Source organism: Escherichia sp. HH091_1A (assembly GCF_030295175.1).
GTDB lineage: Bacteria > Pseudomonadota > Gammaproteobacteria > Enterobacterales > Enterobacteriaceae > Escherichia > Escherichia coli_F.
Genome location: NZ_AP025747.1, coordinates 1346224 through 1368193, shown reverse-complemented (window position 1 = coordinate 1368193; position 21970 = coordinate 1346224). Strand labels below are relative to the sequence as shown.

General features: G+C 52.5%; 21 protein-coding genes and 1 pseudogene. 5 read left to right on the top strand and 17 right to left on the bottom strand.

Features of this window, described 5'->3' with window-relative positions:
• Positions 1-11: 11 nt before the first annotated feature.
• The 4 genes from fabH to yceD all read right to left on the bottom strand — a co-directional run bounded on the left by fabH (position 12) and on the right by yceD (position 2930).
• Entirely contained in the window at positions 12-965 is a 954-nt protein-coding gene (gene fabH / locus QUF14_RS06645; RefSeq protein WP_000288132.1) for a beta-ketoacyl-ACP synthase III, read from the bottom strand.
• A gap of 67 nt (positions 966-1032) precedes the next feature.
• Positions 1033-2103 (bottom strand): phosphate acyltransferase PlsX, encoded by a 1071-nt coding sequence (gene plsX, locus QUF14_RS06640; RefSeq protein WP_000197578.1) that lies wholly within the window; start codon positions 2101-2103, stop codon positions 1033-1035.
• A gap of 80 nt (positions 2104-2183) precedes the next feature.
• Entirely contained in the window at positions 2184-2357 is a 174-nt protein-coding gene (gene rpmF / locus QUF14_RS06635; protein WP_000290727.1) for a 50S ribosomal protein L32, read from the bottom strand.
• 51 nt (positions 2358-2408) lie between these two features.
• Positions 2409-2930 carry a 23S rRNA accumulation protein YceD gene (yceD, locus tag QUF14_RS06630; protein WP_001174481.1) on the bottom strand — a complete coding sequence of 174 codons (522 nt, stop codon included), beginning with the start codon at positions 2928-2930 and terminating at the stop codon, positions 2409-2411.
• A 198-nt stretch (positions 2931-3128) separates the two neighbouring features.
• Here yceD and yceF point away from each other — a divergent pair, with 198 nt between their 5' ends.
• Positions 3129-3713: a 7-methyl-GTP pyrophosphatase gene (gene yceF / locus QUF14_RS06625; RefSeq protein WP_001125202.1), complete on the top strand. Its 585-nt coding sequence runs from the start codon at positions 3129-3131 to the stop codon at positions 3711-3713.
• Positions 3714-3824: 111 nt separating this feature from the next.
• Here the strand turns inward: yceF and rluC are convergent, their stop codons facing one another.
• A complete protein-coding gene (gene rluC / locus QUF14_RS06620) occupies positions 3825-4784 on the bottom strand; it encodes a 23S rRNA pseudouridine(955/2504/2580) synthase RluC (protein WP_000846356.1) in 960 nt (319 codons plus the stop codon).
• A 572-nt stretch (positions 4785-5356) separates the two neighbouring features.
• Here rluC and rne point away from each other — a divergent pair.
• Positions 5357-8542 carry a ribonuclease E gene (gene rne, locus QUF14_RS06615; RefSeq protein WP_100733692.1) on the top strand — a complete coding sequence of 1062 codons (3186 nt, stop codon included), beginning with the start codon at positions 5357-5359 and terminating at the stop codon, positions 8540-8542.
• Between the two features lie 184 nt (positions 8543-8726).
• Here the strand turns inward: rne and flgL are convergent.
• The 11 genes and pseudogenes from flgL to flgB form a co-directional block, all read right to left on the bottom strand.
• A pseudogene (flgL, locus tag QUF14_RS06610) lies at positions 8727-9680 on the bottom strand (flagellar hook-associated protein FlgL).
• A gap of 11 nt (positions 9681-9691) precedes the next feature.
• Positions 9692-11335, bottom strand: a complete 1644-nt coding sequence (flgK, locus tag QUF14_RS06605; RefSeq protein WP_000096436.1) for a flagellar hook-associated protein FlgK — start codon at positions 11333-11335, stop codon at positions 9692-9694.
• A gap of 65 nt (positions 11336-11400) precedes the next feature.
• Complete coding sequence (gene flgJ, locus QUF14_RS06600; protein ID WP_001305885.1) at positions 11401-12342, bottom strand: flagellar assembly peptidoglycan hydrolase FlgJ; 942 nt, start codon at positions 12340-12342, stop codon at positions 11401-11403.
• Positions 12342-13439, bottom strand: coding sequence for a flagellar basal body P-ring protein FlgI (flgI, locus tag QUF14_RS06595; protein WP_000589300.1), 1098 nt, complete (start codon positions 13437-13439; stop codon positions 12342-12344). Before flgI ends, flgJ begins: the two co-directional genes overlap by 1 nt.
• 11 nt (positions 13440-13450) lie before the next feature.
• Positions 13451-14149, bottom strand: coding sequence for a flagellar basal body L-ring protein FlgH (flgH, locus tag QUF14_RS06590; protein WP_001295442.1), 699 nt, complete (start codon positions 14147-14149; stop codon positions 13451-13453).
• Positions 14150-14201: 52 nt separating this feature from the next.
• Positions 14202-14984: a flagellar basal-body rod protein FlgG gene (gene flgG, locus QUF14_RS06585; RefSeq protein WP_000625837.1), complete on the bottom strand. Its 783-nt coding sequence runs from the start codon at positions 14982-14984 to the stop codon at positions 14202-14204.
• 170 nt (positions 14985-15154) lie between these two features.
• Positions 15155-15910: a flagellar basal-body rod protein FlgF gene (flgF, locus tag QUF14_RS06580; RefSeq protein ID WP_000349351.1), complete on the bottom strand. Its 756-nt coding sequence runs from the start codon at positions 15908-15910 to the stop codon at positions 15155-15157.
• Positions 15911-15929: 19 nt separating this feature from the next.
• A complete protein-coding gene (gene flgE, locus QUF14_RS06575) occupies positions 15930-17135 on the bottom strand; it encodes a flagellar hook protein FlgE (RefSeq protein ID WP_000885843.1) in 1206 nt (401 codons plus the stop codon).
• 25 nt (positions 17136-17160) lie between these two features.
• Positions 17161-17856 (bottom strand): flagellar hook assembly protein FlgD, encoded by a 696-nt coding sequence (flgD, locus tag QUF14_RS06570; protein WP_000020484.1) that lies wholly within the window; start codon positions 17854-17856, stop codon positions 17161-17163.
• Positions 17857-17867: 11 nt separating this feature from the next.
• Complete coding sequence (gene flgC / locus QUF14_RS06565) at positions 17868-18272, bottom strand: flagellar basal body rod protein FlgC (protein WP_001196460.1); 405 nt, start codon at positions 18270-18272, stop codon at positions 17868-17870.
• Positions 18273-18275: 3 nt separating this feature from the next.
• The gene (gene flgB, locus QUF14_RS06560) at positions 18276-18692 is read right to left on the bottom strand and encodes a flagellar basal body rod protein FlgB (RefSeq protein ID WP_000884705.1); all 417 of its coding nucleotides are present in this window, start codon (positions 18690-18692) and stop codon (positions 18276-18278) included.
• A gap of 154 nt (positions 18693-18846) precedes the next feature.
• Between flgB and flgA the strand changes: the two genes are divergently transcribed.
• From flgA to flgN, 3 genes are all read left to right on the top strand, one after another.
• Entirely contained in the window at positions 18847-19506 is a 660-nt protein-coding gene (flgA, locus tag QUF14_RS06555; RefSeq protein WP_000955728.1) for a flagellar basal body P-ring formation chaperone FlgA, read from the top strand.
• Between the two features lie 75 nt (positions 19507-19581).
• On the top strand, positions 19582-19875 hold the full coding sequence (gene flgM, locus QUF14_RS06550) for a flagellar biosynthesis anti-sigma factor FlgM (protein ID WP_000020882.1): 294 nt from the start codon (positions 19582-19584) through the stop codon (positions 19873-19875).
• A 4-nt stretch (positions 19876-19879) separates the two neighbouring features.
• Positions 19880-20296 (top strand): flagella biosynthesis chaperone FlgN, encoded by a 417-nt coding sequence (gene flgN / locus QUF14_RS06545; RefSeq protein WP_000197347.1) that lies wholly within the window; start codon positions 19880-19882, stop codon positions 20294-20296.
• A gap of 39 nt (positions 20297-20335) precedes the next feature.
• On the opposite strand, the gene murJ is transcribed toward flgN, so the two are convergent.
• Positions 20336-21871: a murein biosynthesis integral membrane protein MurJ gene (gene murJ, locus QUF14_RS06540; RefSeq protein WP_001050688.1), complete on the bottom strand. Its 1536-nt coding sequence runs from the start codon at positions 21869-21871 to the stop codon at positions 20336-20338.
• Positions 21872-21970 lie beyond the last annotated feature (99 nt).

Below are 21970 nucleotides of genomic sequence, written 5' to 3'. Positions count from 1 at the left end.
TAATCCTTATCCTAGAAACGAACCAGCGCGGAACCCCAGGTGAATCCACCGCCAAAGGCTTCAAGCAGAACCAACTGCCCCGGCTTAATACGCCCATCACGTACAGCTTCATCCAGCGCGCACGGGACAGAGGCCGCAGAGGTATTACCGTGGCGATCCAGCGTCACCACGACATTGTCCATCGACATGCCGAGTTTTTTCGCCGTTGCACTGATAATACGCAGGTTGGCCTGATGCGGCACCAGCCAGTCCAGTTGAGAACGGTCAAGATTATTCGCCGCCAGCGTCTCATCAACGATGTGCGCCAGTTCCGTTACCGCAACCTTGAAGACTTCGTTGCCCGCCATCGTCAGATGAATTGAATTCTCTGGATTCACACGGTCAGCATTAGGCAGCGTCAGCAATTCACCATAGCTACCATCGGCGTGCAGATGGGTAGAGATGATTCCCGGCTCTTCAGAGGCAGCCAACACCGCAGCGCCCGCGCCATCGCCAAAAATAATAATAGTCCCACGATCTGTAGGATCGCAGGTGCGCGCCAGTACATCGGAACCGACGACCAGAGCATACTTCACCGCCCCAGATTTCACGTATTGATCGGCTACGCTTAACGCGTAGGTGAAACCTGCGCAAGCTGCTGCAACGTCAAATGCAGGGCAACCTTTAATACCCAACATGCTTTGAATCTGACAAGCTGCGCTCGGGAAAGCGTGTGTAGCAGAAGTCGTTGCCACAACGATCAGGCCAATCTGGTCTTTCTCAATGCCCGCCATCTCAATTGCGCGTGTCGCCGCTTCAAAGCCCATGGTTGAAACGGTTTCGTTTGGTGCAGCAATGTGGCGTTCGCGGATACCGGTACGAGTGACAATCCACTCGTCAGAGGTATCCACCATTTTTTCCAAATCGGCGTTTGTCCGCACTTGTTCGGGCAGATAGCTGCCAGTACCAATAATCTTCGTATACATGTACGCTCAGTCACTTTTCGGTTATATACCGTCACTTGCAAACTGCGAGTTCGCTGGCAGCGTCCTGCTACCGCAGAGTTCCGCTTTTGCCACCGTCCAGCAGCTCAAAACCAGCTGGGTATACAGATTCCAGGCGAGCGGCAATTCGCTGAGGAACTTGTCGCTGCACCGCCTGCACTGCCTGTTCAATCGCGACCGCAAAAGCTCGCTGATTGGCCGCACCATGACTTTTTATCACCGTGCCGCGCAATCCTAACAGACAGGCGCCGTTATACTGGTCGGGGTTGAGGTGACTGAATCGCCTCGTCAGGCTCTTTTGTAGCCAACGCTTTAATAACAGTAGCCACCACGACCGTTTTTTCCCTTCACCCTGAGATTTCAGCAGAGAAAGGAACATCCTGACAACACCTTCCATCGTCTTTAATGTGACATTTCCTGTAAAGCCGTCACAAACCAGCACATCTGTCTTGCCAGTTAACAACTCATTGGCTTCAAGATAGCCGATATAATTGATAGAAGGGATTGTTTTAAGCACTGCTGAGGCATCCCGAATACTGTCGAGACCCTTTACTTCTTCTTCACCAATATTGAGCAACGCCACGCGAGGATTGGGAATTTCCACCACCTCTTCAGCCAGAACTGAGCCCATAATGGCAAATTGCACCAACATTGTACTGTCACAATCGACGTTGGCCCCTAAATCGAGGACCACCGTTTTGCCCTTTTGCTGATGCGGTAATACCGTCACCAGCGCCGGACGCTCAATCCCCTCCAGGGGCTTGAGTAATAATTTTGCCAGCCCCATCAGCGCCCCGGTATTACCGGCACTGACACAGGCTTGCGCTCGACCTTCTTTCACCAGCTCCAGGGCCACGCGCATTGAACTCCCACGACTGGCGCGGATAGCTTGCGAAGGCCGGGCATCACTGGCGATAACTGACTGCGCAGGAATAATCTGCAGACGCGAACGTTGTTCAAAGTCAGCTTTAGCAAGTAATGGCGTGATGGCGTCGGGATTGCCGACTAAAAGAAGAGTGAGTTGCGAATTAGAATTCAGTGCCTGCAATGCTGCAGGCACTGTCACGGAAGGGCCAAAATCCCCTCCCATGACATCTAACGCCAGGGTTAGACGTGTCAAGGTATCGTCGCCGCCCGGTTTGGTCTTTCCCCAGTTGCCTGGGGAAAATCCTCACTAAGCTTCATCACGCAGACGCGTGATTACTTAGCGATGACCTTGCGGCCGCGGTAGTAACCGTCGGCAGTGATGTGGTGACGCAGGTGTTTTTCACCAGAAGTTTTGTCTACAGACAGGCTGGTGACTGCGGTCAGCGCGTCATGGGAACGACGCATGCCACGTTTGGAACGGGTTGGTTTATTCTGTTGTACGGCCATGGACCTTACTCCTCAATTACGGTTTATCCCCGATCCAACGGGGAGCACCAATTACTTACGCTTTAAGCTGGCTAATACGGCAAATGGGTTTGGCTTTTGCGCTTCTTCAGGCAGTTCACCAAAGACCATGTCCGCTTCGGACACTTCACAGTGTTCAGAATCATGCACCGGAACTACCGGCAAGGCGAGGATGATTTCATCTTCAACCATTGCAAGCAGATCGATTTCACCGAATTCGTTAACCTCAATCGGTTCATACGCTTCCGGCAGTGCTTCAGCCTGTTCGTCTGAACGCACAGGACTAAAACAATACGTTGTGTAGACCTGATGAGTAAACGGCTTCCCGCAACGCTGACACTCGAGCGTTACCGTCACCTTCGCATCGCCGTTTAACACTGCGAGACGTTGGTTATCGATAGCGAACGACATGGAGCATTCCACATCACTGTCCACACTGACTACGGATTCGGCGACGCGCTCAACCTGATCAGGGGTATAGATACCCTGGTAATCAAGGCGTTTTTGAGCCGTACGAACCGGATCGAGAGTCAGGGGTAATTTTACCTTTTGCATAGGGCGCGCATATTAACTTTGTAACGTCATAGAGTCAAAGAAAAAGGTAGCCTGTGGTTGCCTTTTGCCAATAATTCGCACACATTGCGGGTTACTGCTTTATTTTCGTTCAGTGCTGGTAACGAACATCAACCTGCAAAACGAAGCGCATAGTTTAAAATGGCTATCATCAATACGCTATATCTGATGGAAAAAAATATGCCTAAACTTATTTTAGCCTCCACCTCGCCCTGGCGCCGCGCGCTACTGGAAAAACTGCAAATCTCTTTTGAATGTGCAGCACCCGAGGTCGACGAAACCCCACGCAGCGACGAATCACCGCGACAGTTGGTGCTTCGGCTGGCACAAGAAAAAGCGCAATCTCTGGCGTCACGTTATCCGGATCATTTAATTATTGGTTCAGACCAGGTATGTGTTCTTGATGGCGAAATCACCGGTAAACCGTTAACGGAAGAAAATGCCCGTCTGCAATTACGCAAAGCCAGCGGCAATATCGTCACCTTCTATACTGGACTGGCGTTGTTTAATTCGGCGAATGGGCATCTGCAAACAGAAGTGGAGCCTTTTGACGTCCATTTCCGTCACCTGAGCGAGGCGGAGATTGATAATTACGTGCGTAAGGAGCATCCCCTGCACTGCGCGGGTAGCTTTAAGAGTGAAGGATTTGGCATTACGCTGTTTGAGCGTTTAGAAGGGCGTGACCCTAACACGCTGGTTGGTTTACCGCTAATCGCGCTGTGTCAGATGTTACGTCGGGAAGGGAAAAATCCGCTGATGGGATAGTTTTTTACGCCGGATGCGGTTACGTCGCATCCGGCAATCGGTGCTGGCGGCCTGATGCGGCGTAAACGCCTTATCAGGCCAACCGCCCATTATCAGGTTTATATGCTTGTATTAGCGCGCGTTACGCAGCTTTTGCAAACAACGCTTCAAACCTTCATCCATCGGCGCTTCGATACGCATCACCTCACCGGTTCCCGGATGGGTAAACTTCAACGCTGCGGCGTGCAGGAACAGACGATTTAATCCCGTGCCTGCTTCAGTGAGCTGTCTATCAAATTCACGGTCACCGTAGCGATCGTCAAAGGCAATCGGATGACCCGCATACTGTGTATGCACACGGATCTGATGAGTACGCCCAGTTACCGGGCTACAACGCACCAGGGTGGCAAATGCATAGCGTTCTTCCACTTTAAAGCGTGTTTCCGACGGTTTACCTTCCTGACTCACACGCACGATACGTTCGCCGCTTTGCAGAATATTTTTCAGCAACGGCGCTTGAACGCTCTTCACATGCGACTGCCACTGACCGCGCACCAGCGCCAGGTAATCTTTTTGCATCCCTTTTTCACGTAATTGCTCATGCAGAGAACGCAACGCCGAGCGTTTTTTCGCTACCAGCAACACACCTGAAGTGTCCCGGTCGAGACGATGTACCAGTTCAAGGAACCGCGCTTCCGGGCGCAACGCCCGTAAACCTTCGATAACGCCGAAGCTTAAACCACTGCCGCCATGTACTGCCGTACCGGAAGGTTTATTGAGTACCAGGATATGCTCATCTTCATATAAGATGACGTCCGCCAGCGCCGCCACCTTTTGCAGATGTGGCGAAACCGCCTCCTCTTCACGTTCAGCAACGCGAACCGGTGGAATACGCACCTCATCACCTGCTTCGAGTTTATATTCAGGCTTAATACGTTTTTTGTTCACCCGCACTTCGCCTTTACGCAAAATACGGTAAATCATACTTTTAGGTACGCCTTTCAATTGGGTACGCAAAAAGTTGTCGATACGTTGCCCCGCTTCGTCCGCGGTGATAGCAACAATTTTTACGGATGGAGTCTCTGTTTTCATGGTGGGCGATTCTAATTAGCCAACAGGATTCGCGCCACTCATTTTTCTATGCTTATATTTAGTTTTGCACCTTATTACTTCACTACGTCATCACTTTATTGATGGTTATTAAACCAATCACCATTAAGAAGTGAAAAAACTGTGAGTAAGCGGGTGATAAATGGTAAAAGTCATCTTGCTATAACAAGGCTTGCAGTGGAATAATGAGAACGTTTCCGTGTCCATCCTTGTTAAAACAAGAAATTTTACGGAATAACCCATTTTGCCCGACCGATCATCCACGCAGCAATGGCGTAAGACGTATTGATCTTTCAGGCAGTTAGCGGGCTGCGGGTTGCAGTCCTTACCGGTAGATGGAAATATTTCTGGAGAGTAATACCCAGTCTGTTTCTTTGATAATTGCGCTGTTTTTCCGCATGAAAAACGGGCAACCGACACTCTGCGCCTCTTTGAGCTGACGATAACCGTGAGGTTGGCGACGCGACTAGACACGAGGCCATCGGTTCACACCCGGAAAGGCGTTACTTTGCCCGCAGCTTAGTCGTCAATGTAAGAATAATGAGTAAGTTACGATGAAAAGAATGTTAATCAACGCAACTCAGCAGGAAGAGTTGCGCGTTGCCCTTGTAGATGGGCAGCGTCTGTATGACCTGGATATCGAAAGTCCAGGGCACGAACAGAAAAAGGCAAACATCTACAAAGGTAAAATCACCCGCATTGAACCGAGTCTGGAAGCTGCTTTTGTTGATTACGGCGCTGAACGTCACGGTTTCCTCCCACTTAAAGAAATTGCCCGCGAATATTTCCCTGCTAACTACAGTGCTCATGGCCGTCCCAACATTAAAGATGTGTTGCGTGAAGGTCAGGAAGTCATTGTTCAGATCGATAAAGAAGAGCGCGGTAACAAAGGCGCAGCACTGACCACCTTTATCAGCCTGGCAGGTAGCTATCTGGTTCTGATGCCGAACAACCCGCGCGCGGGTGGTATTTCTCGCCGTATTGAAGGCGACGACCGTACCGAATTAAAAGAAGCACTGGCAAGCCTTGAACTGCCGGAAGGCATGGGGCTTATCGTGCGCACCGCTGGCGTCGGCAAATCTGCTGAGGCGCTGCAATGGGATTTAAGCTTCCGCCTGAAACACTGGGAAGCTATTAAAAAAGCCGCTGAAAGCCGCCCTGCCCCGTTCCTGATCCATCAGGAGAGCAACGTCATCGTTCGCGCATTCCGCGATTACTTACGTCAGGACATCGGCGAAATCCTTATCGATAACCCGAAAGTGCTCGAACTGGCGCGTCAGCATATCGCTGCATTAGGTCGCCCGGATTTCAGCAGCAAAATCAAGCTGTACACTGGTGAAATTCCGCTGTTCAGCCACTACCAGATCGAGTCGCAGATCGAGTCCGCCTTCCAGCGTGAAGTCCGTCTGCCGTCTGGTGGTTCTATTGTTATCGACAGCACTGAAGCGTTAACTGCCATTGATATCAACTCCGCACGCGCAACCCGCGGCGGCGATATCGAAGAAACCGCGTTTAACACCAACCTCGAAGCTGCCGATGAGATTGCTCGTCAGCTGCGCCTGCGTGACCTCGGCGGCCTGATTGTTATCGACTTCATTGACATGACGCCAGTCCGCCACCAGCGTGCGGTAGAAAACCGTCTGCGTGAAGCGGTGCGTCAGGACCGTGCACGTATTCAAATCAGCCATATTTCTCGCTTTGGTCTGCTGGAAATGTCGCGTCAGCGCCTGAGTCCATCGCTGGGTGAGTCCAGCCATCACGTCTGCCCGCGCTGCTCTGGTACCGGCACCGTGCGTGACAACGAATCCCTGTCGCTCTCTATTCTGCGTCTGATTGAAGAAGAAGCGCTGAAAGAGAACACCCAGGAAGTCCATGCCATTGTTCCTGTGCCAATCGCTTCTTACCTGCTGAACGAAAAACGCTCTGCGGTAAATGCCATTGAAACTCGTCAGGACGGCGTGCGCTGTGTGATTGTGCCAAACGATCAGATGGAAACCCCGCACTACCATGTGCTGCGCGTACGCAAAGGGGAAGAAACCCCAACGTTAAGCTACATGCTGCCGAAACTGCATGAAGAAGCGATGGCGCTGCCGTCTGAAGAAGAGTTCGCTGAACGTAAGCGTCCGGAACAGCCTGCGCTGGCAACCTTTGCCATGCCGGATGTGCCGCCAGCGCCAACCCCGGCTGAACCTGCCGCGCCTGTCGTAGCCCCAACGCCTAAAGCAACACCGGCAACACCAGCAGCTTCTGCACAACCGGGGCTGTTGAGTCGCTTCTTCAGCGCACTGAAAGCGCTTTTCAGCGGTGGTGAAGAAACCAAACCGACCGAGCAACCGGCACCGAAAACTGAAACGAAACCGGAACGTCAACAGGACCGCCGTAAGCCACGTCAGAACAACCGTCGTGACCGTAATGAACGCCGCGACACACGTAGCGAACGTAATGAAGGCAGCGATAATCGCGAAGAAAACCGCCGTAATCGTCGCCAGGCACAGCAGCAGACTGCCGAGACACGTGAAAGCCGTCAGCAGGCTGAGGTAACGGAAAAAGCGCGTACCACCGACGAGCAGCAAGCGCCGCGTCGTGAACGTAGCCGCCGCCGTAATGATGATAAACGTCAGGCGCAACAAGAAGCGAAAGCGCTGAATGTTGAAGAGCAATCTGTTCAGGAAACCGAACAGGAAGAACGTGTACGTCCGGTTCAGCCGCGTCGTAAACAGCGCCAGCTGAATCAGAAGGTGCGTTACGAGCAAAGCGTAGCCGAAGAAACGGTAGCCGCACCAGTGGTTGAAGAAACTGCCGCTGCCGAAACCATCGTTCAGGAAGTGCCTGCTCCGCGTACAGATCTGGCGAAAGTCCCGCTGCCAGTCGTAGCGCAAACTGCGCCGGAACAGCAGGAAGAGAACAATGCTGATAACCGTGATAACGGTGGCATGCCGCGTCGCTCTCGCCGCTCGCCTCGTCACCTGCGCGTAAGTGGTCAGCGTCGTCGTCGCTATCGTGACGAGCGTTACCCGACCCAGTCGCCAATGCCGTTAACCGTAGCGTGCGCGTCTCCGGAACTGGCCTCTGGCAAAGTCTGGATCCGCTATCCGATTGTACGTCCGCAAGATGTACAGGTTGAAGAGCAGCGCGAACAGGAAGAAGTACAAGTGCAACCGATGGTGACTGAGGTCCCTGTCGCCGCCGCTGTCGAACCGGTTGTTAGCGCACCGATTGTTGAAGAAGTGGCTGAAGTCGTAGAAGCCCCCGTTCAGGTTACCGAACCGCAACCGGAAGTGGTTGAAACGACGCATCCTGAAGTGATTGCCGCCGCGGTAACTGAACAGCCGCAGGTGATTACCGAGTCTGATGTTGCCGTAGCCCAGGAAGTTGCAGAACACGCAGAACCGGTGGTTGAACCGCAGGAAGAGACGGCTGATATTGAAGAAGTTGCCGAAACTGCTGAGGTTGTGGTTGCTGAGCCTGAAGTTGTTGCTCAACCTGCCGCGCCAGTCGTCGCTGAAGTCGCAGCAGAAGTTGAAACGGTAGCTGCGGTTGAACCTGAGGTCACCGTTGAGCATAACCACGCTACCGCGCCAATGACGCGTGCTCCGGCTCCGGCATATGTTCCGGAGGCACCGCGTCACAGTGACTGGCAGCGCCCTGCTTTTACCTTCGAAGGTAAAGGTGCCGCAGGTGGTCATACGGCAACGCATCATGCATCTGCCGCTCCTGCGCGTCCGCAACCTGTTGAGTAATAATTAGCTCAAGTAATCAAGCCCTGGTAACTGCCAGGGCTTTTTTATTTCATCTTTGAATCAACATATTAAATGGCATCCTTGCTAACCAACAATACAAAATAGGCAAAAAAATGCCCGCCCCGGCGATCCCAGAGCGGGCAGACAAAACATACCCAGTTTCATGATATGTTTTAAAGCGAGCTTATTTGTTGAGCTGGAACAGCGACAATCCCTGCATATCTGTAAATGCTTTATACGATGCCTGCAATGCCGTTTGCTGCATGATGTAAGATGAAATAGTTGCATTCCAGTCCACATCAACCAGATCGCTCATCTGCTGCGTTTGCCCTAAAGCGCGATCGCTACCTAATGAATCCAGCGACTCCAGTTCGTTCAGCTGCGTGCCTAATTCCGCGCGAACGGTCAGCACATTGTTCAGCGAGTTTTTCAGTCCGCGGTTGGATTTATCCAGTGCCGCAGCGGCGGTTTCTTTATCCGCTTCGCTTTCCGCGACCGGCGTTTTCAGGGCTGCGATGGCGCTATCCAGCATGGCAAAAAGATTGGTTTCAGAAGCGCTACCGTCTGGTTCCGCTACCGCGTTGCTGGTAATACTGTCGAAAATTTTGTCACCCGTGTGCCCTATCACCATCGAACGCGAAGCATCGACCTGTTGTTTAATACTTTCTGCTCCGCCAACATATTCGCCGTCTGCCTCACTAAACGGCGCAGTTTCTGTTTTATAACCGGCAAAAATGTAGCGCCCGTTACCATCCGTAGTGTTCGCCAGATTCAGCAACTGGTCACGAATACCCTGGATATCGGTTGCCAACGACGCCCGGTCATCATCACTCAAGGTGCCATTGCTGGCGTAGACAATTTTTTCCTGAGCATTCTGGATAGCAGTGGTGACCTAGCTAAGCACACTCTCTTCCAGTGACACTTTTTGAGTGGCGAAAGTACGCGCCAGCGTGTACTGGCTGTTTTGCGCCTGTGCCTGGGAGAGAACAACAGCTTGTGATGCAGCAATGGGATCATCTGAAGGGTTAACGACTCGCTTACCCGTCGACATCTGTTCGCCGTACTTCATCCATTCGGCCTGAGAATTGGTGATGCCACGCATGTTTTGCTGGTACATCATCTGGGTACTGAAACGCATTTTATCTCCCCTTAGCGAATGTTAATCAGCGCATCAAAAATCGCGTTTGCCGTCTGCAGAACCTGCGCATTCGCGAGGTAATACTGCTGAAAACGTTGCAGATTTCCGTACTCCTCGTCGAGATTGACACCAGAAATCGACTGCTGCTGATTGGAAAGCTGCGTCACCACATTACCTTGCGTGGTGCTACTGGTTTTCAACGTCGCGGTTTTATTACCGATATCACTCACTAACGAGGCATAAGCGTCGTTAAAGGATTTCGCACCGCCCACCGTTTTACTGTTACTTTGCAGATCCAGCAGGGCCTGCCCGTTGCGGTTGTCGCTATCACCCGCATCTTCTTCGCTCGCCATGGCGATTTTCGCTTCGTCAGTGATTAATACATCCATGTTGACGATGGCGTCACTTACCGGTTTCAGCGTGAAGCTGTCGTTAACGGCAGGCGTTCCTGTAAACGTCAACTCCAGACCATCAAATGCCACTTTACCGTTGGCATCCGGCGTCACCGTAAAAGTGGTATTGCTGGCAAGGCGGGTGACCTGCCACTGATTATTATCGAACGAGATTTTGTAATCTGTCGCCAGTACCGCGGAGGCATCGGTTACCGTGGCACCGATCGCAACGCCACCATTGTTGTTAGTATTTTGCAGAACCGCGGGCTTACCGATAGCAAAGAAATCTTCACCGGCATCGCCGTTAGCATCAAATCCGGCTTTGTGTTGGGTGTTGAAAGCCTCGGCAAATGCCAGCGCCAGTTGTCCAAGCGTATTACGCGTCTGGTCAAGATCCTGAGAACGGAATGTCAGAATGCCGCCCAGCGACCCGGTATTCAGTAATTTCTCCGGGATCTCAATATTGCCTGCCGTCCCATCAACATAAGCGACAGTCGTACGAGAAGGGTCGGCGCTGGAAGGAACTGCCGCAAGTTGCCGCGCCGTACTTCCCTGAACCAGTGAGTAGCCATTGGCCATCGTGATGTTATAAGTGCCACCATCCTGAACGCTGACTTCTACGCCAACAATCTGGTTTAATTCGCTCACCAGTTGATCGCGTTGATCCAGCAGATTGTTAGGTGACGCCCCTGCCCCCACGCCTGTCAGGCGGGAGATCTGATCGTTCAGGCTGGCGATTTGTTTAGCGTAATTGTTGATCTGATCAACGCTGGCACCTATCGCGATATTGACCTGTTTGTCCTGGTCGCGCAGATATTGATCGGTGGTTTTAAACTGATTCACCAACCCTTCTGATTTCCCAATCAGCGCCTGGCGTGCTGCCGGGTCTTCCGCGTTACTTACCAGCGTTTGCAGGCTTGTGAAGAAATCCTGCATCTGTGTTGCCAGCGAAGAGGTACTGGTGGAGAGCATATTGTCGATTTTCGACATCTGCTCATAGCGGGCAGTCAGGCCGCTACTTTGCATCTGAGCCGCACGTAACTGGTTGGTAATAAAAGCATCATACTCACGCTGCACACCGGAAACGTAGACACCATTGCCAACCCAGCCACCCGCGCCCAACGTGCTGTTGGCCTGCGCCATAATAGTGGTTTGGCGGGTATATCCGGCAACGTTATAGCTGGAGATATTATTACTTGCCGTATTTAACGCCGCCTGAGCCGCGTTCAGTCCGCTCATGGCGTTATTGATCAAGCTGGACATGGAGGTTCCTTATAAGCCTTCAATTACAGAGTATTATCGGCAGCGACACGCCGGACTTGAGTTATTCAGAATAGATTATCAATGTTCATGCTGTAGGTTTTGCTCACCTTGTCGCTTATCGATTTCATCTGCTGAATCATGTTGGTGAGTTTTCGGGCATAGTGAGGATCGGTAGCATAGCCCGCGTCCTGTAGGGCCTGCGCCCCCTGCTCCGCACTCGCGGCGGTCGTCACGGCAGCGTAGCGCGGGTTACGTGTTAATAGCCCAACGTAATCCGACAATGCTTCCAGATACGAGCTGTAGACCCGAAACTTCGCTTTTACTTTCTTCGCTTCGCCATTTTCATATTCAGTCGTGGTGATTTCAGTGACTGGCCCTTTCCAGTTGCCAGAGGCTTTGACGCCAAACAGGTTATAGCTCGGCTCGCCGTTTTCACGGCGGATTTGCCGTTGTCCCCAGCCAGATTCCAGCGCCGCCTGAGCGAGGATCAAATGATGTGGCACACCGCTTTGCTGGCTTGCCAGTTGGGCGGGCAACGAGAGTTGCGCGAGGAATGCTTTACTGTCACCCGGCAACGAATCATCGTAGTTACGTGGTACGGCCTTTTGCACCAGCTGCGAAAGCGTCTGATTTTGATAACGCACCACGGTTTCGAGCGGGAATTTCATCGGTGCTGCTGGCGTGGACTCCTCTGGCAATGGTTGTTCTGGCGTCATCTGTTTAACCATCATCTCTGCCAGCCCCAGACCTTTGCCCGCCGTCATCTGTTGGGCAATCTGCTGGTCATACATACTGGTATACAGGCGAGTGTGCTCGCTGCTGAACAGGCCATCTTTTGGTAAAGCGTCGCGCATGCTTTTCAACATCATCTGCACGAACATCCCTTCCACCTGGCGGGCCACCGGACGGATATTTGCCGCCGGATCTTCGCCCGCTTTCGCCTTAAGTTCGTTGAGCGATTGTGCATCCCAGGCCGCACTTGCCAGTAGTTTGCTGTCGCTGATCATCAGATGATTTCCAGTTTTGCCCGCAGACATCCCGCACTTTGCATTGATTGCAGTATGGACATCAGATCCATCGGCGTAGCGCCCAGCGCATTGAGCGCACGCACCACGTTATTGAGGCTGGCGCTGGAACGTACGCTTTGCAGCGAACCGCCGCTCTGGCGTAAATCGATCTGCGTTTGTGGAGTAACCACAGTCTGCCCGCCACCAAACGGTGTATCTGGCTGGCTGACATTGGCCTGCCGATTTACCGTAACCGAGAGATTCCCCTGCGCTACCGCGCAGCTGTCGAGGGTCACTTCGCGATTCATCACCACCGAACCAGTGCGCGAGTTAATCACTACTTTAGCGTCCTGCGGGGTGACATTAACCTGCATATTCTGGATATCGGCAAGGAAACGGACCTGGGAACTGTTGCCACTCGGTACGCGCACCTGAATAGTCCGCGCATCTAACGCGGTGGCGCTGCCATATCCACGCACGCGGTTGATGGTGTCAGCGATTTGCTGCGCCATACTGAAATCTTCGTCGTTAAGTTGCAAATTAAGGGTATTCCCGACGCCAAACTGGCTGGGCAATTCACGTTCAATAACCGCACCATTGGTGATCCGTCCACCGTTCAGTTGGTTCACCTGAACACTGCTACCGCCAGCGGAGGCCCCTGCGCCGCCAACCAGAATATTGCCCTGTGCCAGCGCATACACCTGACTGTCAACGCCCTTAAGCGGTGTCATCAATAACGTACCGCCACGCAGACTTTTGGCATTTCCCATGGAAGAAACCACCACGTCAATGGTTTGCCCCTGACGTCCAAACGGTGGAAGTGACGCCGTCACCATTACCGCAGCGACGTTTTTTAGCTGCATATTAGTGCCCGTCGGAACGGTAATTCCCAGCTGTGAGAGCATGTTATTAAGCGTTTGTGTGGTAAACGGCGTCTGAGTTGTCTGGTCACCGGTGCCATCCAGCCCCACCACCAGGCCATAGCCAATCAGTGAGTTTTGCCTTACCCCCTGAACACTGGTGAGATCGCGAATACGCTCAGCCTGAGCTGCCGTGATAACCAGTAGAAGAATTAATGCAGAGAGAAATTTAATCACCACAGCCTCACTTACATTGGCGACAGGTTAAGGAAGAAACGCTGCAACCAGCCCATATTTTGCGCTTCGTTAATGTAGCCATTGCCTACGTATTCAATGCGCGCATCCGCCACCTGAGTAGACGGTACGGTATTACTGCCGCTGATGGTGCGAGGATTAACTACACCAGAGAAGCGAATAAATTCGGTACCCTGATTAATGGCGATCTGTTTTTCACCCACCACATGCAGGTTACCGTTGACCAGTACCTGGTCAACCGTCACCGTCAACGTGCCGCTAAAGGTATTGCTGGCATTGGCCCCGCCTTTTCCGTTGAACGTGTTACCACCGGAGGCTTCGACATCGGCACGAGCGTTACCAAACAGCCCCTGCAAATAGCGCGGCACAGTATCAAAGCCAAAATTAGTTTTACCGTCACGGCTGGCATTCGCAGAGGAGCTTTTGCTGGCGCTGACGTTCTCCTGCAATACGATGGTCAGCGTATCGCCAATATTGCGTGGTCGACGATCTTCAAACAGCGGTTGATAGCCATAGTTAATCGGCTGAGCAGACTGGAAAATAGAACCGTTGGCGACGGGCGTCGGACCGGGAACCGGTTGTGCACTGGTCGCCCCCTGTACCAGCGGCGTGGAGGGTATCCAGGCGCAGCCGGTTAGTGAAAGCACCAACAAGCTGGAAATGGCATAAGTATGCGCAGCGTTTTTTTGCATGGCTATCATCTTCAAAAATCAGTAAACCGGTGAATCTGCCACCGGTTATGCCTTAGAGTTGCGTCAGTTTTTGCAGCATCTGATCGGTGGTGGATACCGCTTTACTGTTGATTTCGTAAGCGCGTTGCACCTGAATCATATTGACCAGTTCTTCCGCCACGTTGACGTTAGACGTTTCAACATACCCTTGATACAGCAGTCCCGCGCCGTTCAGGCCCGGCGTGCTTTCGTTCGGTGCACCGGAGGATTGCGTTTCGGTGTAGAGATTTTCGCCAATGCTCTCCAGTCCGGTATCATTCATAAAGGTGGTGAGATTGAGCTGCCCAACCTGAACCGGAGCTGCCTGGCCTTGTTGGGTTACGCTGACCACGCCATCACGACCGATGGTGATACTTAACGCATTCGCCGGAATGGTGATCGCTGGCTGCACCTGAAAACCACCAGCCGTCACCAGCTGCCCGTTCTGATCCACCTGGAAAGAGCCGTCACGGGTATAGGCTGATGAGCCATCTGGCAACATCACCTGGAAAAAGCCCTGCCCTTTAATCGCGACGTCTTTACTGTTGTTGGTCTGCGACAGGTTGCCCTGGCTGTGTAAGCGTTCAGTGGCGACCGGACGTACCCCCGTGCCGATTTGCAACCCGGATGGCAAGGTGGTTTGTTCGGAAGACTGTGCCCCCGGCTGGCGGATGGTTTGATAAAGCAGATCTTCAAAAACGGCCCGCTGGCGCTTAAAACCGTTGGTACTGACGTTTGCCAGGTTGTTGGCAATGACGTCCATATTGGTTTGCTGGGCGTCAAGGCCCGTTTTGGCGATCCATAATGAACTGATCATAAAATGTCCTGTGGTGGATTATTGACAAAATGCATATGTCTTCATGCCGGATGCGGCGTAAACGCCTTATCCGGCCTACAAGGGATAGAAAAATCAATAAATTGCGATGTACCCCGTAGACCGATAAGTTTGCACACTGGGCAACTTACATTTGTCATGTATCCGTTCAATTAACTCATCGACAGCAGTTGGTTGGCACGGCCTGCGTTATCATCGACGCTGCTGATCACCTTCATCTGCATTTCAAAACGCCGCGCGCTGGCAATCATGTCGCTCATTGCCGCAACGGCATTGACGTTACTGCCTTCCAGAACCCCCGACATCACACGTAAGGTTGGATCTGCCTGCAGTACCGGCCCACGCGTAGCCTGGCTTTCTGCGCTTAAACGAAAAATGCCGTCGTCACCGCGCTGCACTTCGCTGCCCGTGGCTTTCACCAGCTTCAGACGCCCCACTGGCGCGACAGTATTTGCCGGATCGCCAGAATTCAGCGCCGAGATTGTGCCATCGGCAGCAATAGTGATTTCCGCCCCTTCCGGCACAGCAATTGGCCCCGCCTCGCCGATCACCGGATGTCCCTGAATTGTCAGTTGCCCGGTGGGATCAACCTGAATGCTGCCATTACGCGTATATCCTTCGCTGCCGTCAGCGGTCTGCACGGCCAGCCAGCCGTCCTGCTGCAACGCGACGTCCAGCGGGCGCGAGGTGTAATCCATCTTACCGGGCGTCATGTCAGCACCCGGTGTTGACGCCGTAACCAGCGTGCGCGTGGGTAGTGAAAGCCCTTCCACCGGAACTGCACGCAAGGCGTTTAACTGTGCGCGAAAACCGGGCGTAGAGGCATTGGCCAGATTACTGACGGTCACCGCCTGTTGATTCAGCGTCTGGCTGGCTGCCCCCATCGCGGTATAAATTGCGTGATCCATTGAGCTATCCCGTCAGCGATTAGCGTAAGTTAACCAGCGTGTTGAGGATCTGGTCCTGGGTTTTGATGGTCTGGGCGTTAGACTGATAGTTACGCTGGGCAACGATCATATTGACCAGTTCTTTGCTGAGATCGACATTGGACGCTTCCAGCGCACCGTTGGTCAGGGTGCCAAAGTTGCCCGTCCCGGCTGTCCCCAACAGCGCCACGCCAGAAGATTGCGTCGCAGACCAGACATTGTCACCTTCAGATGCCAAACCTTCGTTGTTGGCAAAGTTCGCCAGTACAATCTGCCCCAGCAGTTGGGTTTGTTCGTTGGAATAGTTGCCGACAACCGTACCGTCATCATTGATTTGATAACTCACCAGATCGCCCGGTTTGTAGCCATTCTGGGTGGTTGCCACGATGTTGTTAGCGCCGGTATTTTGCTGCATAGAATTGAGGAAGCTCAGGCTAAACGTGGCGGGATCTGCGCCGTTAATTGCGCCGGTGGTAATATCCTTTGTTGGATCTGAGGTCAGAACGCCATTGGCATTAAACACCAGCGTCGTTGCAGGGTTAGCTGTGCCTTTTGGATCACTGCTATCCAGGGTGTAAACATCCCAGTTATTATCCCCGGTCTTCACAAAATACACGCTCATGTCATGAGCATTACCCTGACTATCGAAAACAGTCACCGAACCTTTTTTGTTATAGCTATCCGCATTGCTGGCATCAAATGCTTTAACAGAGGGAAGCGGATCACTGGAATTCAGGTTGATCTGCATCGACGCCGTGGTGGTAGTTTTCGCTGCCATCAGGGTATTCGGGATCGAAATATTGGTCGGATTCGCCCCTTGCTGAATAGTCGGCGGCGTACCGGTTGCCGGGTAACCCGTCAGCTGTAAACCTTGCATATTCACCAGGTTACGGTTTTCATCCAGCTTAAATTGTCCGTTACGGCTGTAGAACACCGAACCGTTGCTGTCTACCAGACGGAAAAAACCGTTCTGGCTGATAGCAACGTCCAGACCTCGCCCGGTGTTGGTGGTCGTGCCATCGGTAAAGTCCTGAGTGATACCGGCAACTTTTACCCCCAGTCCCACTTTCGAACCGGCAAACATATCGGCAAAAGAGGCCGTGCCTGATTTAAAGCCGTAGGTGGCGGAGTTGGCGATATTGTTGCCAATAACATCGAGGTTGGTGGCGGCAGCGTTTAATCCGCTAACCGCTTGAGAAAAGGCCATGACTGACTCCTGAAATTTGAGGGCTTTAAATTATCTGCCGTACTTCGTCGAGGGTGGTGGTGCCGTAAGTGCCGAGATCCAGCGTATTACCGTTGTTGCCGCGGATCACCCCCTGCACCAGAGCAAACTGCAGCGGCTGGGCAACCAGTTGTGTACCACCGTTACTGGCGCTAATCGCTACATTGTAAGAACCGTTCGGCGCAGTGCTGCCGTCAGTCAACGTACCGTCCCAGGTGAAACTGTGGACTCCGGCAGTCAGTTCACCGATATCAATGGTACGGACAACCGCGCCGTTTTTATCGGTGATGGTGGCCGTAACTTTGTCTGCCGCCTGCTGCAACTCAACACCAAACGGTGTGGTCGTGGTCACAGCCCCTTCTTCACTGCCGGTTCCGGCAAGAACTGTGGTGCCGGGGATCATCACACCGTGACCGATCAGGTTACTGGCCTGTAGCGACTGGCTGTTATCAATCTGTCCGGAAATAGATCCGAGCGTAGTATTGAGTTTTTCTATCCCGCTGACCGTGCTGATTTGCGCCAATTGCGACGTCAGCTCGTTGTTTTCCATTGGATTGGTCGGGTCCTGGTTTTTCAGCTGCGCCACCAGCAAAGTCAGAAAACTGCTTTGTAAATCTGCGGCGTTGCTACCCGTGAGCGAGCTACTGCTGGTGGTGCTAACGCCGGTATTTGTCGGATCGGTGGTGGTTACCGCAATGGACATAGATTTCTCCTTTATTGACCAAGCGTAAGGGTTTTCAGCATCATGCTTTTCACCGTGTTGAGCACTTCAACATTGGCCTGATAGCTGCGTGACGCCGACATGGTGTTAACCATCTCCCCGACGACATCAACGTTTGGCATTTTCACGTAGCCCTTTGCATCCGCCAGCGGATTACCCGGTTCATAAACCAGTTTGTCCGGGGCCTGACTTTCTATAACATCAGCCACCTTTACGCCGCCTGTCGCAGCACCTGGCGCAGCGTTAACCTGAAATACCACCTGTTTTGCCCGATATGGCTGTCCATCGGGACCGGTCACGCTATCAGCATTCGCCAGATTACTGGCCGCCACGTTCAGGCGCTGGGACTGAGCAGTTAACGCCGACCCGGCGATATCAAAAATATTCAGCAGTGCCATCCGTTAATTTCCGCTCTGTAAAACGTTCATCATGCCTTTGATTTGCCCGCTCAACGCGCTAAGGCTCATCTGGTATTGCAGGCTGTTATCGGCAAACTGGGTGCGTTCGCGATCCATATCGACGGTATTACCATCCAGCGAAGGCTGGTCCGGAATACGGTATTGCAGTTCTGCGGTAGGAGGCGTCAGCGCCTGCGCCGGAATGTGTTGCGTTGAGGTCATCGTCAGCGCAACCATGCTGGTTTCATCCCGTCCACGCTGCATGACCTTTTTAAGTTCACTGGCAAAATCGATATCGCGTGCCTGATAACCAGGGGTATCGGCATTGGCGATGTTTGCTGCCAGCACTTCCTGACGCTGGGCGCGCAGATTGAGCGCCTCTTGTTGAAAACGTAAGGCGGCGTCGAGCTTATCGAGCATATCTCCTCCGCAAGTATCAAAATTCTGCCATCAGCTTAAATGCCTTTACGCGCGCGTTATCGGCGGAATAAACGCAAAATGGGTCGCTATTTATGCCGTTGATGGTCATTGCGTACAGGTACAATTCACGTTGTAGAAATGGCTGGGAGCGAAAATGCTGACAATAAAACGTAGCGTGGCGATCATCGCGATACTGTTCAGTCCGTTAAGTACGGCGAGCAATCTCACATCGCAGTTACAAACCTTTTTTAGCGCCCAGCTCGCGGGAGTAAGTGATGAGGTTCGTGTTTCTATTCGTACATCGCCCCATCTACTTCCGCCGTGCGAGCAACCACTGCTTTCGATAAGCAATAATTCCCGCCTGTGGGGAAATGTGAATGTGCTGGCACGCTGCGGTAACGACAAACGATATTTGCAAGTCAATGTACAGGCCACAGGAAATTATGTTGTTGCCGCGATGCCCATTGTGCGGGGAGGAAAGCTGGAAGCTGGCAATGTAAAACTGAAACGCGGACGACTGGACACCTTGCCGCCGCGTACTGTGTTGGATATCAATCAACTTATTGATGCCGTTAGCCTGCGCGATCTATCACCCGAACAGCCTATCCAATTAACCCAGTTGCGCCAGGCCTGGCGTGTAAAAGCGGGACAACGCGTCAACGTGATCGCCAACGGTGATGGATTTAGCGCCAACGCTGAAGGTCAGGCGTTGAACAATGCTGCCGTCGCACAGAATGCGCGGGTGCGCATGGTATCGGGACAGGTGGTCAGCGGCGTTGTTGATGCAGATGGGAATATTCTTATAAACCTGTAAGCTGTTAAAGATTACCCGTCCCTTGCCGATAAATAAGCAACACATGATAAAAGCGCCCTCAATGAGGAATAAACCATGAGTATTGACCGCACTTCACCTCTGAAGCCCGTAAGCACCGTTCAACCGCGTGAAACCACTGACGCGCCGGTAACGAATACCCGGGCGGCAAAAACAACCGCCGCCACCAGCACCAGTGTGACGTTAAGCGACGCGCAAGCAAAACTAATGCAACCCGGCAGCAGTGATATCAATCTTGAACGTGTCGAAGCGTTAAAACTGGCGATTCGTAACGGTGAACTAAAAATGGACACCGGCAAAATTGCCGATGCGCTAATCAACGAAGCGCAGCAAGACTTGCAGAGTAACTGATCGTATGACGCGTCTTGCAGAGATCCTCGACCAGATGTCCGCAGTGCTTAACGATCTCAAAACGGTAATGGATCAAGAGCAGCAACATCTCTCAATGGGGCAGATCAACGGCAGCCAGTTGCAATGGATTACAGAACAAAAAAGCTCACTGCTGGCGACGTTGGATTACCTCGAACAGTTACGCAGAAAAGAACCCAATGCAGAAAATAGCGTTGATATTAGTCAACGTTGGCAGGAAATTACGGTGCAAACTCAGCAACTACGTCAAATGAATCAACATAATGGCTGGTTACTGGAAGGACAGATTGAGCGCAATCAACAGGCGCTGGAAATGTTAAAACCGCATCAGGAACCGACGCTGTACGGGGCGAACGGTCAGACATCAATACCCCATCGCGGCAGTAAAAAGATTTCGATCTGAAGATTATCTCCGGCCTGCAGTGCAGGCCGGAATGCATTGTTATACCGTCCGACGGGCAAACTCTTTAACTTTGAAGCCCAACACCGCCAGTGCAGCGAAGTACGCGGCAATTCCCGCCAGCACGACCGCCATTAAACGCAGTAAACGCCAGGGCATAGTACCCAGTGACCACTCAGGCATGATATGTAACATACCTAAAAGCACGCCAGACATCACCAGTACCGCCACCACCAGACGCAACAGAAACGGCATCCAGCCGGGTTGCGGGGTAAAGATTTTCTGCTTACGCAACTGCCAGTAAAGCAGAGAAGCATTCAGACACGCCGCCAGACCAATAGAAAGGGACAGCCCGGCATGTTTCAACGGGCCGATAAACGCCAGGTTCATCAATTGCGTTAAAATCAGCGTAACGATGGCAATTTTCACTGGCGTTTTAATGTCCTGGCGGGAATAAAAGCCAGGAGCCAACACTTTCACGACAATCAGGCCAATCAAACCCACCGAGTAGGCAATTAACGCCCGCTGGGTCATCAGCGCATCAAAGGCGGTAAATTTACCGTACTGGAACAGCGAAACGGTTAACGGACCTGAAAGAATGCCCAACGCAACCGCACTCGGCAGCGCCAACAGGAAACAAAGACGCAGCCCCCAGTCCATCAAACGGTTGTATTCATCATGATTGCCACTGGCAAAACTTTTCGACAGCGACGGCAGCAAAATGGTGCCAAGCGCCACGCCCAGTACACCGGACGGAAACTCCATTAGGCGGTCGGCGTAATACATCCACGACACCGAACCGGAAGCAAGAAACGAGGCAAAAATGGTGTTGATGATTAAGGAGATCTGGCTCACAGAGACGCCAAGGATCGCTGGTCCCATCTGTTTCACCACGCGCATTGCCCCGGCATCGTGGAAGTTAATGCGTGGCAAAACCAGCATGCCGATCTTCTTCAAATGCGGTAGCTGATACACCAGCTGTAGGATGCCGCCGACCGTAACAGCCCATGCCAGCGCCAGCACCGGAGGATTAAAGTACGGTGCGGCAAACAGCGCGAAGCCAATCATGCTGATGTTAAGCAGTGTTGGAGCAAATGCCGGAATCGAGAAGCGGTTCCAGGTATTCAGAATCGCACCCACCAGCGACGCCAGGGAAATCAGCAAGATATAAGGAAAGGTAATCTGTAATAACTGGGTAGTCAGGGCAAATTTGTCGGCCGTGTCAGCAAAACCCGGCGCGGTCACCATGATCACCCACGGCGCGGCGAGCATCCCGGCGACCGTCACAACCGCCAGCGCGAGTGTCAGCAGGCCAGAAACATACGAGACAAAGACCCGCGTGGCGTCTTCACCCTGCTTGCTTTTATATTCCGCCAGAATCGGTACAAATGCCTGGGAAAATGCCCCTTCGGCAAAAATACGGCGCAACAAGTTAGGAAGTTTAAAAGCGACGAAAAAGGCGTCGGTTGCCATCCCTGCGCCAAAGATTCTGGCGACAATTGCGTCACGTGCGAAGCCAAGCACACGCGAAAACATGGTCATCGAGCTGACGGCGGCCAGCGATTTTAATAAATTCATCGGTGTTCTAATCCAGACCCACGGGCAAAACGCCTGCAAGGCAGGCGCTGAAAGAGGCGAATAGTCTACCTGGATTATGGTGAATTGCTACCGCCAGAT

What these genes read in the sequence shown, in the direction of transcription:
- flgE (WP_000885843.1), bottom strand. Translation starts at nt 17,135, where the DNA reads ATGGCCTTTTCTCAAGCGGTTAGCGGATTAAACGCTGCCGCCACCAAC.
- flgD (WP_000020484.1), bottom strand. Translation starts at nt 17,856, where the DNA reads ATGTCCATTGCGGTAACCACCACCGATCCGACAAATACCGGCGTTAGC.
- flgB (WP_000884705.1), bottom strand. Translation starts at nt 18,692, where the DNA reads ATGCTCGATAAGCTCGACGCCGCCTTACGTTTTCAACAAGAGGCGCTC.
- flgC (WP_001196460.1), bottom strand. Translation starts at nt 18,272, where the DNA reads ATGGCACTGCTGAATATTTTTGATATCGCCGGGTCGGCGTTAACTGCT.
- flgA (WP_000955728.1), top strand. Translation starts at nt 18,847, where the DNA reads ATGCTGACAATAAAACGTAGCGTGGCGATCATCGCGATACTGTTCAGT.
- flgN (WP_000197347.1), top strand. Translation starts at nt 19,880, where the DNA reads ATGACGCGTCTTGCAGAGATCCTCGACCAGATGTCCGCAGTGCTTAAC.
- flgH (WP_001295442.1), bottom strand. Translation starts at nt 14,149, where the DNA reads ATGCAAAAAAACGCTGCGCATACTTATGCCATTTCCAGCTTGTTGGTG.
- yceF (WP_001125202.1), top strand. Translation starts at nt 3,129, where the DNA reads ATGCCTAAACTTATTTTAGCCTCCACCTCGCCCTGGCGCCGCGCGCTA.
- flgM (WP_000020882.1), top strand. Translation starts at nt 19,582, where the DNA reads ATGAGTATTGACCGCACTTCACCTCTGAAGCCCGTAAGCACCGTTCAA.
- rluC (WP_000846356.1), bottom strand. Translation starts at nt 4,784, where the DNA reads ATGAAAACAGAGACTCCATCCGTAAAAATTGTTGCTATCACCGCGGAC.
- flgJ (WP_001305885.1), bottom strand. Translation starts at nt 12,342, where the DNA reads ATGATCAGCGACAGCAAACTACTGGCAAGTGCGGCCTGGGATGCACAA.
- flgK (WP_000096436.1), bottom strand. Translation starts at nt 11,335, where the DNA reads ATGTCCAGCTTGATCAATAACGCCATGAGCGGACTGAACGCGGCTCAG.
- rne (WP_100733692.1), top strand. Translation starts at nt 5,357, where the DNA reads ATGAAAAGAATGTTAATCAACGCAACTCAGCAGGAAGAGTTGCGCGTT.
- yceD (WP_001174481.1), bottom strand. Translation starts at nt 2,930, where the DNA reads ATGCAAAAGGTAAAATTACCCCTGACTCTCGATCCGGTTCGTACGGCT.
- murJ (WP_001050688.1), bottom strand. Translation starts at nt 21,871, where the DNA reads ATGAATTTATTAAAATCGCTGGCCGCCGTCAGCTCGATGACCATGTTT.
- flgG (WP_000625837.1), bottom strand. Translation starts at nt 14,984, where the DNA reads ATGATCAGTTCATTATGGATCGCCAAAACGGGCCTTGACGCCCAGCAA.
- fabH (WP_000288132.1), bottom strand. Translation starts at nt 965, where the DNA reads ATGTATACGAAGATTATTGGTACTGGCAGCTATCTGCCCGAACAAGTG.
- rpmF (WP_000290727.1), bottom strand. Translation starts at nt 2,357, where the DNA reads ATGGCCGTACAACAGAATAAACCAACCCGTTCCAAACGTGGCATGCGT.
- flgF (WP_000349351.1), bottom strand. Translation starts at nt 15,910, where the DNA reads ATGGATCACGCAATTTATACCGCGATGGGGGCAGCCAGCCAGACGCTG.